Here is a 14,420-nt window from a genome sequence, read left to right as displayed (position 1 = left end):
GTACAACCCGCCCCGACCGCCACCGTGTACGGCATGCCGGCCTATGCCGATCGTGCTGCGGCCGTGGGTGAAGTGCATGCGCGCCCGCATCTGTTGATTCAGGCCCCCCGCGGCATATTGCAGCTCGCTTTCATGACCGAAGGCGATCAGGCCAGGGATCAGATGGCGATGAGTGAGTTGTCTCATCGCTTCGGCGTTGCCGAGCCCGACCACGCTACGCCGCTTCACGGCATGACATGGGATGAGGGAGACCTGCACTGTGAAAAGCACACCGAGTTCTCAACGTATCTCTGGTGCGCTTCGCTGGATTCCGAGACGGGAGAGCCGTGCGGCGAAAATCCGTTCAAGCATGGATTTGTTCCTCCCGGCCCGGTCGTATCCGGCATCCGTTTGAGACTTCTTCCATGGACGCCGGAAACGGAGAAGGAGGCCGATCGCTTCGATCCTGCCAGCCTGTGCTACTCGCTGGTGGAGAACGGCTCTGCCGCCATCCTCACCGACTTCCGACAGGATGAGGATGGCCTGACGCAGATCCTCGTCCTTGCCCGCGATTTGACCCCGGCGCGGGCGGGTGCGCTGGCTCAACGTCTGCTGGAGATCGAGACCTACCGTACCTTGGCGTTGCTGTCCTTGCCGTTGACGCGGTCGATGACGTCGGAGCTGCGGCGCATGGAGTCGCGCCTTGCGGCGATCACCGACGAGATGTGTACGAGCTTGGTGGAACGGCGCGACAGCGACGTGCTGCTGTCCGAATTGACCGGCCTGGCTGCCGAACTGGAAGCTGGCGTTGCGGCGAATCTCTATCGCTTCGGCGCCAGTCGTGCCTACTACGAGATCGTCGAGGAAAGGCTGGCAGCGCTTTCGGAAGAGGCCGTATCCGGGTACTGCACCTGGGCGGATTTCCTGCAGCGTCGCATCGCTCCCGCCATGCGGACATGCCAATCCGTAAAGGAGCGCCAGACCAAGCTCTCCGACAAGCTGACCCGCGCCATCGCGTTGCTGCGTTCCTGGATCGACGTCGAGCTTGAACGCCAGAACCGCGATCTGCTTGCGTCGATGAACAACCGGGCCAAGATGCAATTGCGCCTTCAGCAAACCGTCGAAGGCCTGTCGGTCGCGGCAATTTCTTATTACGTCGTGAGTCTTCTCGGCTATTTGCTCAAGGGCATTCCGATGGTTCACGACAGCGTGGCGCCGGTGATGGCGGTTCTGGTGCCTGCGGTGATGCTGACGATCTGGTGGATCGTGCGCAGGATCAGACACGCCCACGGCGACACGGCAGCGGAAGAGAAATCTTCCTGACGAGCTGCCGTCCTGGCGCGCGAGAGCTGCGCCGTCCGTTTGAACATAGGAGAACTACATGGAACGCATCGAACATCACGCCAGCTTTGATGGTTGGCAGGACGTTTATCAGCATGAATCCACGACGCTCGGTTGCACGATGAAGGTCGGCGTCTATCTGCCTCCGCAGGCACAGCACGGCAAGGTGCCGGTGCTGTACTGGCTTTCAGGCCTCACCTGCACCGAGCAGAACTTCATCACCAAGTCCGCCGTCCAGCGCTACGCGGCCGAACATGGCATTGCCGTCGTCGCGCCCGATAGCAGTGCTCGCGGCGAAGGCGTTGCCGACGATCCTGCCTATGACCTCGGACAGGGGGCGGGTTTCTACGTCAACGCCACACAGGAACCCTGGGCAGCGAATCATCGGATGTACGACTACGTCGTGCAGGAATTGCCGGCGCTGATCGAGGCCCACTTTCCCGTGACAGCGGAGCGGAGCATCAGCGGCCATTCCATGGGAGGACACGGCGCTCTGGTCATCGCCCTGCGCAACCCGGGCCGTTATCGAAGCGTCTCGGCCTTCTCGCCCATCGTCGCCCCCACCCAGGTTCCCTGGGGGCACAAGGCCTTCGAGGCGTACCTGGGCAGCGATCGGGAAGTGTGGAAGCAGTACGACACCGTGGAGCTGATTCGCACCGTGCAGGAGCGTTTGCCGTTGCTGGTTGATCAGGGCTTGGGCGACGAGTTCCTGGAGAGCCAGCTTCAGCCCGACCTGCTGCGCAAAGCCTGCGACGAGACGGGGCACCCGCTCACGTTGAATCTGCGCCCAGGCTACGACCACAGCTACTACTTCATTGCCAGCTTCATTGGCGAGCATATGGCACACCACGCATCGGCGCTGAAACGCTGAGAGAGGAGATCAGGTCATGACAAAGACCTCCAAAAACCGACATCACGTCGTCATTATCGGAGCGGGCTTCGGCGGGATCGAGGTTGCCAACCAGCTTGCTGGTGTCGAGGTCGATGTGACGATCATCGATCGGCGCAATCATCACCTGTTCCAACCCTTGCTTTACCAGGTCGCAGGTGCGTCACTTTCGACATCCGAGATCGCCTGGCCTATTCGCTATCTCTTCCGAAATCGCCCGGAAGTGAACACCTTGATGGCGGAAGTGGAAGGTATCGACCAGGACGCGCGTCAGGTCATTCTCAACAATGGAATGCGGCAAACCTACGACACGCTCGTGCTCGCGACAGGTGCTACCCATGCCTACTTCGGACACGACGAATGGGGGGCTTTCGCGCCGGGGTTGAAGACGCTGGAAGATGCCACGACCATTCGGGGCCGAATCCTCGCGGCTTTCGAGGAAGCTGAGCGCACGAGCGATCCTCAGCAGCGTGCCGCGCTGCAGACGTTCGTCATCATCGGTGGTGGTCCCACCGGGGTTGAATTGGCCGGAACCATCGCCGAGCTGGCACGAGACACGCTGGCGCGTGACTTCCGCTCGATCGACCCGAGCACATCGCGGGTTGTACTGATCGAGGCTGGCCCGCGTCTGTTGTCGGTCTTTCCAGAGGATCTTTCGGCCTATACGCGCCAGGCACTCGAAAAACTCGGGGTCGAGGTCGTGCTGGGTACTCCGGTCACCGAATGCTCGGCCGACGGCGTGGTGTATGGCGGCAAGCCCCTTTCGGCCAAGACCATCGTCTGGGCCGCCGGAGTCCAGGCGTCTCCCGCGGCTCGCTGGTTGGGCGCTGCGTCTGATCGTGCTGGTCGAGTGGTCGTTGGCCCTGACCTGACGGTGGCCGGTCGCCCGGAGGTCTTCGCCATCGGCGATACAGCCTCGTGCACCATGGCCGATGGGAAGCCCGTGCCGGGCATCGCCCCGGCCGCCAAACAGCAAGGGAAGTACGTCGCTAACCTGATTGGACGGCGTTTGAAGGGCAAGCCCGCTGACGGGCCTTTCAAATACCGGCATCAGGGGAACCTGGCCACCATCGGCCGCAGCCTGGCGGTGATTGACATGGGGCGGGTGAAGCTGCGTGGTGCCTTTGCGTGGTGGATCTGGAAGCTGGCGCACATCTACTTTCTGATCGGCACGCGAAATCGTCTCAGTGTCGCTTTGAGCTGGGTATGGAACCACAGCATCGGCTACCGCGGCTCTCGCATCATCATGCATGCGATTGCCGACAAAGAGCCCACGGCGTTGGATAAATCCGGCTCTCTGGATTGAGGTGCCCACCTTATCGGAACGTCAACTATCAGAAATGCCAGGGAGAGGAACTTGACCGATCTATTCACGACAAAGCCCAAGCCTCCCTTGGCCGAACTCCTGCGGCCCAAGACGCTGGACGAATTCGTCGGGCAACGGCACTTGCTCGGCCCCGGCAAGCCGCTGCGTCTCGCGTTCGAGGCGGGCAAGTTGCACTCGTTCATCCTCTGGGGGCCGCCAGGCGTGGGCAAGACCACCCTAGGGCGCCTGGCCGCCAGTGCGACCGACAGCCGATTCATCGCCATCTCGGCCGTGCTGGCCGGGGTGAAGGACATCCGGCAAGCCATCGACGAGGCCCAGGCCGAACTGGACAACCATGGTCGATCGACGGTGCTTTTCGTCGATGAGATCCATCGCTTCAACAAGGCGCAGCAGGATGCCCTGCTGCCCCATGTCGAGTCGGGGCTCCTGACCCTGGTGGGGGGGACGACCGAGCATCCGGGGTTGGCGGTCAATTCCGCACTGCTCTCGCGCGCGCAGGTCTATACCCTCGAACCGCTGTCCAGCGACGAACTGAACCAACTCTACGAACGCGCACTGCCGCATCTCCAGGGCGTCACGTTGGACGCGGACGCGCTGGATCTGCTCAAGGGCTTTGCCGATGGCGATGGCAGGCGCTTCCTCAATCTGCTTGAGCAGGTGACGAATGCGGCGTCGGGCGCTGGCAAGACCGTGGTCGATGGCCAGTCCGCCAAGCTGTCCACCAGTCCATCGCTGCGCAGGTTCGACAAGGGCGGTGACGAGTTCTACTGGCAGCTCTCAGCCTTCCACAAGTCGCTACGGGGCTCCGACCCTGATGCGGCCCTGTATTGGCTGGCCCGCATCCTTGACGGTAGCGGCGACGTCAGCCAGGTGACCCGCCGCATGGTGGTAGTGGCCAGCGAAGACATCGGCAATGCCGACCCGCAGGCGCTGCAACTGGCGCTCAATGCCGCGCTGGCTTATGAGAGGCTGGGTTCCCCCGAAGGCGAAATACCGATTGCCCACGCGGCGACCTACCTTGCTGCCGCCCCCAAGTCGAACGCTGCCTATGCCGCCTGGAACAAGGCGAAGACCTTCGTCAAGAACAGCGGCTCCCTGCCTGTGCCTCTCCATCTTCGCAATGCGCCGACGAAGCTGATGCAGCAGATGGGGTATCACGAAGGCTACCGCTACGCTCCTGACGAGCCCAACGGCTACGCCGCTGGGCAAAGCTACTTTCCCGAGGGCGTGGCGCGGCCGGGCTGGTATCAGCCAACGGACAGAGGTGTTGAGCGCAGGCTGGGAGAATGGCTTACTTGGCTGCGCTCGCTGGATGATGGGACGCTGCCAGAGGCGGACGCCTGACCGGTCGCCTCCGAAACCTGCCCATCGTGATCTCACAAACTACAGGATAAGCACATGCCAGCCTCTTCTTTTGGTGAGTCCTCGGCGCATATCAGACGGAGACGCGTTGCCCACTATCTACGCACGGAGTCTGGCGCTGCGGTGCTGCTGGTGATCGTCACGGTTGTGGCGCTCGTGTGGGCGAACTCGCCGCTATCTAACGCCTATTTCGAGTTGTGGCACCTAGACGTCGGGTTCAACTTCGGGCCACTGCGCCTACACATGGATCTGCATCACTGGGTCAACGACGGCCTGATGGTCGTCTTCTTCTTCCTGATCGGACTGGAGGTGCGTCAGGAGTTCGCCCACGGATCGCTCCGTGACCGCAGCCGTGCCCGCCTCGCCCTGATCGCGGGGGTCACGGGAGTCGTGCTTCCCGCGCTGGTGTATGTCCTGATCGTGAAACTAGCCGGAAGTGAGGGCCTGCACGGGTGGGGTGCGGTGGTCGGCACCGATACGGCGTTCATGCTGGGCACCTTGGCGATCGTCGGCCCGCGGCTATCGGGTCAGTTGCGCGTGTTCCTGCTCACCCTGACCGTGGTCGATGACTTCCTCGCAGTGTCCATCATCGGCATCGTCTATAGCGAGGAGATCCGGATCGTCCCGTTGCTTATCGCCCTCGCCAGCCTCGTTGGATTGTGGTTGTTGGGGCGCACCCGCCAGTGGCGGGCGACGCCGTATGTGTTGATCGTGATCGTGCTGTGGTTCGCAACCGTGTATTCCGGCATCCATGCCTCCCTCGCCGGGATGGCCGCGGGGCTGCTGATCCCCGCCTATGCGACGCAACGTCACGGGGTCGTTGCGGCAAGACAGTTGTTCCGTGACTTCTGGCAGTCGCCGAGTGCCGCATCGGCCCGCGCGGTGGACTGCGGGCTGTCCCGGGGTATCTCGGTGAACGAGCGATTGCACGAGTTCCTGCGGCTGCCGACGGCGCTGCTGATCGTGCCGATCTTCGCCTTGGCGAACGCCGGGGTGGACGTGCGTGGCGGGCTGCTCGCCGAGGCCTTTGGCTCGCCAGTCACGTGGGGCGTCATCGCAGGGCTCGTGCTCGGCAAGCTCTTGGGCATCGGGCTCACCACGCTCGTCGCCGTCCGTCTCGGCCTGGGCCGGCTGCCCGAGGGCGTCGGGGTGGGGAGCGTGTTCGGTGGGGCGGCGCTGTCCGGGATCGGCTTCACCGTGTCGCTGCTGATCATCGGGCTCGCGTTCGGCACGACCTCCGACCTGGGCCGCCAGGCGACGGTCGGCGTGCTCGTGTCGATGGTGTTCGCCACGTTGCTCGGGTGGCTGATCTTCAAGGTCGCCGCCCAGCGGTGGGGTGAGAAGACCGCTGACCTGCCGATGGTGCTTGAGCCGCCGGTCGATCCGGAGATCGATCACATCCGCGGGCCGGAGGACGCCCAGCTCACACTCGTCGAGTACGTGGACTTCGAGTGCGCGTACTGTGCGCACGCCACCGGTTCGTGGGACGATCTTCGCGCCCACTTCGGTGACGACCTGCGGTATGTGGTGCGCCATCTGCCGCACCACCCGCACGGGCCGATTGCCGCGCGGGCGTCCGAGGCAGCGGCGAACCAGGGGATGTTCTGGCCGTGGCTGGACTTCGTGTTCACCCGTCAGCATGCGCTGGAGCGCGAGCATCTGATCGGCTACGCCGCCGAGCTTGGGCTCGACGTCGAACGGTTCATCGCGGATCTCGACAGCCCTGCGGTGATCGAGCGTGTCGAGCGCGACCTCGCCAGTGCGGTCGCCAGCGGTGCGCACGCCACGCCGACGTTCTTCGTCGAGGGTCGTCGTCTGCGCGGCAGCTACGACGCCCGCACTGTCACCGCAGTGCTCGAAGCCAGCCGCCGCGGCACCCGAACTCAGGAAGTCCCGTCCTGAGCGGGACGAACTACAGGATAAAAACTTGCCAAACAATTCTTTCGGTGAATCCTCTTGTACCGCTGCGGCCAGCGGCATGGTGGAAGTGCGCGGTGCGCGCGAGAACAACCTCAAGGAGGTGGACGTCTCCATCCCGCGTAACGCGCTGGTGGTGTTCTCGGGTGTCTCCGGCTCCGGCAAGTCCTCGCTGGCCTTCGGCACCATCTATGCCGAGGCCCAGCGACGCTACTTCGAGTCGGTGGCCCCCTATGCGCGGCGACTGATCGAGCAGGCCGGCGTGCCGGACGTCGATGCGATCGACGGCCTGCCGCCGGCGGTGGCGCTGCAGCAGCAGCGGGGCTCCAGCAACGCGCGTTCCTCCGTGGGCAGTGTGACCACCTTGTCCAGCCTGGTGCGGATGATGTATTCGCGCGCCGGCGCCTATCCGGCCAACCAGCCGATGCTGTACGCCGAGGATTTTTCGCCCAACACGCCGCAGGGAGCGTGCCCGACCTGCTACGGCCTGGGCCATGTGTACGAGGTGACCGAGGCCATCATGGTGCCCGATCCCTCCCTGAGCATCCGCGAGCGGGCGATCGCCTCCTGGCCCCCCGCCTGGCAAGGCCAGAACCTGCGCGACATCCTGGTCAGCATGGGCTACGACGTTGACCGACCGTGGAAGGACCTGCCGAAGAAGGATCGCGACTGGATTCTGTTCACCGAGGAAACACCGACGGTGCCGGTGTACGCCGGCTTCACGCCCGCCGAAACCCGCGCCGCGCTCAAGCGCAAGATGGAGCCGAGCTACATGGGCACCTTCACCGGCGCCAGGCGCTACGTGCTGCACACCTTTGCCAACACCCAGAGCGCGTTGATGAGAAAGCGCGTGTCCCGGTTCATGGAGGGCAAACCGTGCCCCACCTGCCACGGCAAGCGGCTCAAGCCCGAGGCGCTGTCGGTCACCTTCGCCGGCGTGGACATCGGCGCGTTCATGCAGATGCCGCTGGACCAGTTGGCGGCCTTGCTCGAACCCATCGCCCAGGGCGATTTCCGCGCCCATGCAGCGGGGGCGGCTACGGACAAGGAAGCGACCCGACGCGACCGTGCCGAACGCGCGGCCTCCGGCCGCGCCGTCCATGCGGTATCGCCCGACGTGCGCCGCACCTCGGCGCTATCGGAAGAAAAGCGCCTCGCCGCGCAGCGCCTGGCCGGTGGCGTGATGGCACGCCTGCGCCAACTGCGTGGGCTGGGCCTGGGCTACCTGACGCTGGACCGGGCCACGCCGACGCTTTCGGCCGGCGAGTTGCAGCGCCTGCGGCTGGCCACGCAATTGAGTTCCCTGCTGTTCGGTGTCGTGTACGTGCTCGACGAGCCCTCCGCGGGCCTGCACCCCTCCGATAGCCAGGCCCTGTACGACGCGCTCGACCGGCTGCGCGACGCCGGCAACTCGGTGTTCGTGGTGGAGCACGACTTGGACCTGATGCGCCGCGCGCAATGGCTGGTGGATGTCGGGCCGGATGCTGGGGAGCGTGGCGGCCGCGTGCTCTACAGCGGCGAGCCGGATGGCCTGCGCAAGATTGCCGAATCGCGTACTGCACGCTACCTGTTCGATGAGATCCCCGCGCCGGGAAGCCGGGCACGCGAAGCGACCGGCTGGCTGGAGCTGCAGGACATTCACCGCCACAACCTGCATGGCGTGAATGCGCGCATTCCGCTGGGCGTGCTGACGGCCGTCACCGGCATCTCCGGCTCGGGCAAGTCCAGCCTCGTCGCGCAGGCCCTGCCGGAGCTGGTGCTGCTGCACCTGGGCCACGAGCCGGAAGACGATGTAGCCGAAAGCGCCACCAGCGAAGGGCCGGCAGTGATCGAAGCGACCGGCGGCCATCTGGCGGGCGACGTGGACGCCGTACAGCGTCTGGTGCAGGTGGACCAGAAACCGATCGGGCGCACGCCGCGGTCGAACCTGGCCACCTACACGGGCCTGTTCGACCATGTGCGCAAGCTGTTCGCTGCCACGCCCGATGCTCGACGCCGCCGCTATGATGCCGGACGGTTCTCGTTCAACGTCGCCAAGGGGCGCTGCGAGACTTGCGAGGGCGAGGGTTTCGTTAGCGTGGAACTGCTGTTCATGCCCAGCGTGTACGCGCCGTGCCCGACCTGCCATGGCGCGCGCTACAACGAGGCCACGCTGAAGGTGCAGTGGAACGGGCGCAACATCGCCGAGGTGCTGCAGATGACCGTGGACGAGGCCAGCGAATTCTTCGCGGGTGAAGACGCGGTGGCAAGGCCCCTGCAACTGCTGCGCGACATCGGACTGGGCTATCTGCGCCTGGGACAACCAGCCACTGAGCTTTCCGGTGGCGAGGCGCAGCGCATCAAGCTGGCGACCGAGCTTCAGCGCAGCCAGCGCGGCCGAAGCCTGTACGTGCTCGACGAGCCGACTACCGGGCTGCATGCGTCGGACGCCGACCGGCTGCTGGTGCAGTTGCAGCGCCTGGTCGATGCCGGCAATACCGTAGTGATGATCGAACACGATATGCGCGCGGTGGCCCAGGCCGATTGGGTGATCGACGTGGGGCCTGGTGCAGGCGCTGCCGGCGGCAGCATCGTGGTGGCGGGCTCCCCTCAGCAGGTGGCCCGAACGTCTGGCAGCAGAACCGCTCCGTTCCTTGCACAGGAGTTGGCGCGGGCCGAGTAGCTCAGTTCGCCAAATGTTGCCAATTTTCGCGGGGCATTGATCGTCGCCACACGACGGTGGCGATCAATGCCCGAATCGCGTCATCCTTCCTGAGTCAGAGCAAGATAGGGATTGTTGGGCGGTATTTCGGCGAGTGCCAAGGACCCATCTTCGAGGAGGTAGCCATGCAGTCGGCGGGACTTCCTCGGGCCCGTGACTTCACAGGTCCAAATGTTCAGGCCATTGGGCTGCTTTCGATGTAGCTGCAGCTTCTCGAAGCGCTTCTGCACCCACTGCCAATCCTGTTGATTCTCCTGCTTGGCGAGTGCGGCCACTTCGGGATGCTCCTGCGCATAGCGTTGGAACACACCCGGGCTGACCAGGTAGGCCGTCTCATTCACCGTATGCACGAGTGCCTTCGCGTCGTTGATGATGAGCCGTCGTGAGGCGATTCCCTGCTTCAGCCAAACCATGAACTGTTCCCCGGATGGCTTCGTTGCCGATGACCCAGGCGTAGGCGCGGGTGCAGGTGCAGGCGATGGAATGGACGTCGCGGCTGTTGCTGGCGCGGGGGTGTGGAGGAACTCCTCGGCATCCTGGCCAACGCCGGCCGACTCACCCAAGCCCACCATCGCGAGCAAATCCTCCATGACGTCGGGCACGGGCTGGGCTGCGGGCGGTGAAACGATGGTGGTGCTGTCGCCCTCCCAAATCGGAGGCTCTTGACCTCCCTGCGCTGGGTTCACCGAGACGGTAGGCGCGGGAGCCGACATGCAGGCGTCGTTTTCCGCGGGCGTCGCGTCGATCTCTACCGTGCCCGCGAAAGGTGCTGGTCGCTCGCCAGACTCCCAGATCAGCGCGGGAGCGAGACGCAACAGGGTGAACGAATGGGACCAGCCGGTCGTGCTGGTCACGGTCGCGCGCCAGACCGCTTTGCCGTCCGAGGTGGGCTGGAGCATGCCGTGGTCTTGCAGCACGTTGAACACGGCGGTGTTGTTCGCAGGAATGCCATCGATCCCCTGAGACAGGAGGTGTGCGCGCAGTTTGTCCGAAACCGTCTTGCTCACCAGCCACAAACCATCCTCGGTGAGCCAGCCATCGGAGGCTTCCGGCTGGTTCAGCTTCAACTCTTCCTTGAGCAGATAACGCAGCCCGTCGAGCAGCTTGCGTTGCAGTGCGTGCTTGGGTGCTGCCATGACGCGGGCCGGATCACCACCCAGCTCCTGAGCCACAGAAGCGCGATCAGCCTGCACGACAAGCTCGCCCAGGACCCCGGCATGCTCGTACTGTCCGGCCAAGACGTAGAGCAGCGGGGCCCATAGCGCCGGGTAGCCACTGAGCCAGTCCAAGACGTGCCGATCGAGCAGTTGGCGGTAGAGCAGACCTGTTGCAGCACTATGCAAGCGGTATTCACGATCCTCACGATAGCGGAAGCGGTACGGCTGGAGCAGCGGCCCGTGCCAGGGATGCCAGGTGTTGCCGTCGGCGAGTTCGACGTGCAGATCGACAGCGATCTTGCCGATGTCGTGCAGTAGTGCCGCGTAGGCGACGGCGGCGGTCCAGGCCTCGGACTGCGCCGCCTGGTCCTCGGGGCTGGCACCGATGGGCAGCAGATGGGACTGGCGCAGCTTCAGGCTGTAGGCGACGATTTCCAGGCCGTGGTCGAGCATGCCGCCCGGGTAAGCGTGATGGTGGCTTTCGGAAGCGGGAAATTGCTGGACCAGCTCGGCATATCGTTCCAGCGGCGTGCGGTACAGGGTGACGAACTGCTTGCGCGAGAGGGAGGTGCGCTGCCAGATGTATTCCAGCAGCTTCTGCCGGCGCGGCGTGGCCAGCAGCGATGCGGCCGACTCGGGCCGCAGCAGCCCTTTCGGGAGATCGAGGGCGGGCGCTGGCGACGGAGCGGCAGCGACCGGAGGTCGTTTCCGCTGGAACAGAAAGAGCATGCGGGTGTCCTGGTGGTGGGCCGAGCGGGGGGCCTTTTCGCCTTTTCGAGGTAGGGCCTTTCCCCTTGCACCCCATTCCCTTGCCCTTTCGGCCCTTTAGCCTTTAACCATTTGGGTATAGGGCGTGGGGCATTGACCGTCCACGGCCAATGCGAGGTTCGGCGGGCCGGATTGATGCGTGAAGGCTTGGTGTTCCCGCCCTACGATGGGCCGATTCTTGGACTCGGGAGGACGCCATGAGACCCCATATTGACATGGTAAGGAATATTCCTTACCATCAGGGCATCGCTATTAGGAGAACGGCCATGCCTGCCATTCATGAAGTTGCCACGCTGACCTCCAAAGGCCAGATCACGCTGCCCAAGCCCATCCGGCAGGCGCTCGGTGTCGATGCCGGCGGCAAGGTTGCGTTCGACCTGCGTGACGGAGAAGTCGTCGTGACCCGTGCCGACGCCGAGCACGAGGACCCCGCCATCGGTGCGTTCCTGAGTCTGCTGGCCCGCGACATCGAGGCGGGCCGGAACGTCCATGGTCTGCCCGAGGATCTAACTCGCGCCATGCTGGAGCAAGCGGGTCACGGCGTGAAGCTGGACGAGGAAATCGACGGCGAAGTGGAACTCTGATGCAACGGCATGGCTGGGCATTGCTGTTCCACGACTGTGTGATCGAGCAGTTGCAGAAGCTGCACGCAGCCGCACGGCGCGCGCAGGAGAACGACCCGGAGGGCTTCGAGTCCAACGCCAACGTCAAGCTCTTCCGGGCCTTGAACCAGTTGATATTAGATGTGGTGCCCGGTGATCCGGCACGCGACGAGTACCGCCAGGGCAACACCCTGGGGCTGGCCCACCGGCACTGGCGAAGGGCCAAGATCGGAAGGCGGTTCCGGTTGTTCTTCCGGTACGACTCGAAGGCCAAGGTCATCGTGTACGCCTGGGTCAATGATGAGCAGACCTTGCGGTCTTCGGGGAGCAAGTCAGATCCCTATGCCGTGTTCGAGAAAATGCTCGGACGTGGAAATCCACCAGACGATTGGAACGTATTGGTGCAGGCAAGCAAGCAGGATTGGAGCAAACTGGAATAGGCATTCCTCATGTAGCAGGAGACGACCATGAACACGACAACCCGCATCAGCACCGCAGAACGCCTCGGCCGCAGCGTTGGCCGTGGATGGCGCGCCTATGCGCGCGGCGAGCGAAGGTTGTCGTGTTGGCTCGCCTCCAAGGGGATGCCGCTTGCCGGGGCCACCGTGCTCGTATGGGTAGTGAAGCTGGTCGCGCTGGGATTGCTGTTCTACGCCGCGTTCTGGCTGGCGTTGGTGCTTCTGGTTGGGGTTGCCGCAGCATGGACGGCCAGCAATTCGACGGTCAATGATGATCGCTGGACGCAACCGGACGAACTGCGAAACGGCGAGGCAGGCTTTGGCCTGTATTCGTCCAGCGGTCAGCGGATCGACCCGCACGACCCGAACGATCCGTTCAACGACTGAAATGGGCGACCGATCAAAGCACCTTGCCGGTAACCTTGTTTACGCCTGATCCCGCGCTGTCGCGTGCTTCCTTGGAACCGACAGCCAGGTTCTGAGCGATTACCCCGGCTTTTACTCCGACCCACCCAAGCGCTGCCACCCAGAAAGTCGGCAGGACCAAGAACATCGTGCCGGTGACGAACATCAAAAGCATGTCGCCGAAGGCATTGTTCAGCCCCACCAGCGGGTCGAAGTTGGTATGCGGCCGGTTCCAGCCAAAGCCCCACCCGTAGAGCGCATCGAGGATGGTGCTGTCGATCCAGCGTGCGAGCTGAAACCAGAAGTCCGTGAAGAACAGCGCGAACTGGACGGTGCTGACGGTGACGACCATCTTCAGGTCATAGGTGCCCACGACCAGCACTAGCGGAATGCAGATCACGAGCGCCATCTTGAGCAGCGCGAGCACCATGGGCAGTGCTTGGCGCACTACGTCCATTGCCGGGAAGGCGGCGAGAGCCCCAACCGCCAAGCCAACATCGCTGGTGGCACGGTTGACGACATTGGGCAATGTCTTGTCGATCTGACCGCCGTAGTCCGTATAGACGCTGCCTTGGTTCAATTTCTGCTGCCGCGGTGACGCGATGGCGCGGATCACGGAGTCGTCCACCTCGGCCCGGCTCAGGAATCCAGCCCAGCCCGCCAGGCGATTCAGCAGGCTTGGGTCCACTTGCCCCAGCAGCCGCGCGCGCAGTCCGTTACTGCCGTCGGACCACCACTGCCTGCAGGTCGGGTAGCCGCCACCATTGGCAACCTGCGCAAGCCCAGCGTCGCGGGTGTCGTCATAGGGCCATGCCTCGCGCGCCGTGCTAGAGCGGTAGCTGTCGTAGTAACCGCCCGTGTCCGTGAAAAACCTCGAACCGATCCAGGTCACATCGTTCATCTGCGTTTCGTCCAGCTCCGGCCGCGCCATGAACAATTTGGCGCGAGCCGGTCCATAGCAATCGTGCGTGAAATCCGCCACTTCTTGGGCCAGCACCGGGTCGTCGATGCGTGTGGCATCGATCTCCATCCGCATCTGCCGCAGATCCGTGCCGCACGGGATCGCAGCCACCGAGGCGCTCGTGACGGCGCGCGAAAGCGCGTGCATGAAAGCCCACCAGACCGGAACCTTCGCCGACTGGTTGTTGATGGTGCTGAAGGACTGCGACCAGCCAGTTTGCGCGGGCTGCGGCACGCTGACCTGGCACTGCGCCGAGCGCGAGCTGTCGTACTGGATAGTGCTGAGGTCGACGTCGATGAACGGAATGCCGGCGAACATCACGACCACGATGGCCACAAATACTCGGTTCTCGATGCGCGCCGCCGAGAGCACGCCCTTGTTGCCTTCGTCGGCGCCCTCCGCTCTGGCCTTGAGCCATTCCTGGATGACGATCGCCACAAAGGGCAGCGCAAACACCCCGCTGGACACCAGCACGGCCCAGATGCCGTTGTTGACGATCCAGGACACGAGGGTGAGGTAGTACTCCAGGTAGTCGGTCGTGAAAAGCGTCATT

General features: G+C 64.0%; 11 protein-coding genes. 9 read left to right on the top strand and 2 right to left on the bottom strand.

Going from position 1 to position 14,420, the window contains the following annotated elements; all coding sequences use genetic code 11:
- From A7K61_RS07255 to A7K61_RS07230, 6 genes are all read left to right on the top strand, one after another.
- Nucleotides 1–1,302: DUF3422 family protein (locus tag A7K61_RS07255; protein ID WP_069557272.1), on the top strand; the 1,302-nt coding region annotated here is incomplete at its 5' end.
- 58 nt (nt 1,303–1,360) lie between these two features.
- Nucleotides 1,361–2,191: an S-formylglutathione hydrolase gene (fghA, locus tag A7K61_RS07250; RefSeq protein ID WP_007182551.1), complete on the top strand. Its 831-nt coding sequence runs from the start codon at nt 1,361–1,363 to the stop codon at nt 2,189–2,191.
- 16 nt (nt 2,192–2,207) lie between these two features.
- A complete protein-coding gene (locus A7K61_RS07245; protein WP_011871464.1) occupies nt 2,208–3,515 on the top strand; it encodes an NAD(P)/FAD-dependent oxidoreductase in 1,308 nt (435 codons plus the stop codon).
- Between the two features lie 51 nt (nt 3,516–3,566).
- On the top strand, nt 3,567–4,880 hold the full coding sequence (locus tag A7K61_RS07240; RefSeq protein WP_023106336.1) for a replication-associated recombination protein A: 1,314 nt from the start codon (nt 3,567–3,569) through the stop codon (nt 4,878–4,880).
- Nucleotides 4,881–4,934: 54 nt separating this feature from the next.
- Nucleotides 4,935–6,800, top strand: coding sequence for a Na+/H+ antiporter NhaA (gene nhaA / locus A7K61_RS07235; RefSeq protein WP_011871462.1), 1,866 nt, complete (start codon nt 4,935–4,937; stop codon nt 6,798–6,800).
- 25 nt (nt 6,801–6,825) lie between these two features.
- A complete protein-coding gene (locus A7K61_RS07230; RefSeq protein WP_020924950.1) occupies nt 6,826–9,477 on the top strand; it encodes an excinuclease ABC subunit UvrA in 2,652 nt (883 codons plus the stop codon).
- An 80-nt stretch (nt 9,478–9,557) separates the two neighbouring features.
- On the opposite strand, the gene mobH is transcribed toward A7K61_RS07230, so the two are convergent.
- Nucleotides 9,558–11,402 (bottom strand): MobH family relaxase, encoded by a 1,845-nt coding sequence (mobH, locus tag A7K61_RS07225; protein ID WP_009876620.1) that lies wholly within the window; start codon nt 11,400–11,402, stop codon nt 9,558–9,560.
- Between the two features lie 305 nt (nt 11,403–11,707).
- On the opposite strand from mobH, the gene A7K61_RS07220 reads away from it, so the two are divergent.
- From A7K61_RS07220 to A7K61_RS07210, 3 genes are read left to right on the top strand one after another with little or no spacing between them, the layout of a single operon-like run.
- Complete coding sequence (locus A7K61_RS07220; protein WP_009876619.1) at nt 11,708–12,025, top strand: type II toxin-antitoxin system PrlF family antitoxin; 318 nt, start codon at nt 11,708–11,710, stop codon at nt 12,023–12,025.
- On the top strand, nt 12,025–12,483 hold the full coding sequence (locus A7K61_RS07215; RefSeq protein ID WP_009876618.1) for a type II toxin-antitoxin system YhaV family toxin: 459 nt from the start codon (nt 12,025–12,027) through the stop codon (nt 12,481–12,483). The genes A7K61_RS07220 and A7K61_RS07215 overlap by 1 nt, the downstream gene beginning before the upstream one ends.
- A 27-nt stretch (nt 12,484–12,510) precedes the next feature.
- Nucleotides 12,511–12,888, top strand: coding sequence for a DUF3742 family protein (locus tag A7K61_RS07210; protein ID WP_011871459.1), 378 nt, complete (start codon nt 12,511–12,513; stop codon nt 12,886–12,888).
- Between the two features lie 13 nt (nt 12,889–12,901).
- On the opposite strand, the gene A7K61_RS07205 is transcribed toward A7K61_RS07210, so the two are convergent.
- Nucleotides 12,902–14,419, bottom strand: a complete 1,518-nt coding sequence (locus tag A7K61_RS07205; protein WP_009876616.1) for a conjugal transfer protein TraG N-terminal domain-containing protein — start codon at nt 14,417–14,419, stop codon at nt 12,902–12,904.
- Nucleotide 14,420 lies beyond the last annotated feature (1 nt).

Source organism: Pseudomonas sp. AP42, assembly GCF_001728935.1.
Classification (GTDB): domain Bacteria; phylum Pseudomonadota; class Gammaproteobacteria; order Pseudomonadales; family Pseudomonadaceae; genus Aquipseudomonas; species Aquipseudomonas lactis.
Note: the sequence above shows the minus strand (reverse complement) of the source record. Positions and strands in the feature narration are given on the sequence as shown.

Excerpts from the sequence above, each read along its gene's own strand:
- fghA (WP_007182551.1), top strand. The coding sequence starts at position 1,361 with ATGGAACGCATCGAACATCACGCCAGCTTTGATGGTTGGCAGGACGTT.
- A7K61_RS07245 (WP_011871464.1), top strand. The coding sequence starts at position 2,208 with ATGACAAAGACCTCCAAAAACCGACATCACGTCGTCATTATCGGAGCG.
- nhaA (WP_011871462.1), top strand. The coding sequence starts at position 4,935 with ATGCCAGCCTCTTCTTTTGGTGAGTCCTCGGCGCATATCAGACGGAGA.
- mobH (WP_009876620.1), bottom strand. The coding sequence starts at position 11,402 with ATGCTCTTTCTGTTCCAGCGGAAACGACCTCCGGTCGCTGCCGCTCCG.
- A7K61_RS07220 (WP_009876619.1), top strand. The coding sequence starts at position 11,708 with ATGCCTGCCATTCATGAAGTTGCCACGCTGACCTCCAAAGGCCAGATC.
- A7K61_RS07215 (WP_009876618.1), top strand. The coding sequence starts at position 12,025 with ATGCAACGGCATGGCTGGGCATTGCTGTTCCACGACTGTGTGATCGAG.
- A7K61_RS07210 (WP_011871459.1), top strand. The coding sequence starts at position 12,511 with ATGAACACGACAACCCGCATCAGCACCGCAGAACGCCTCGGCCGCAGC.
- A7K61_RS07205 (WP_009876616.1), bottom strand. The coding sequence starts at position 14,419 with ATGACGCTTTTCACGACCGACTACCTGGAGTACTACCTCACCCTCGTG.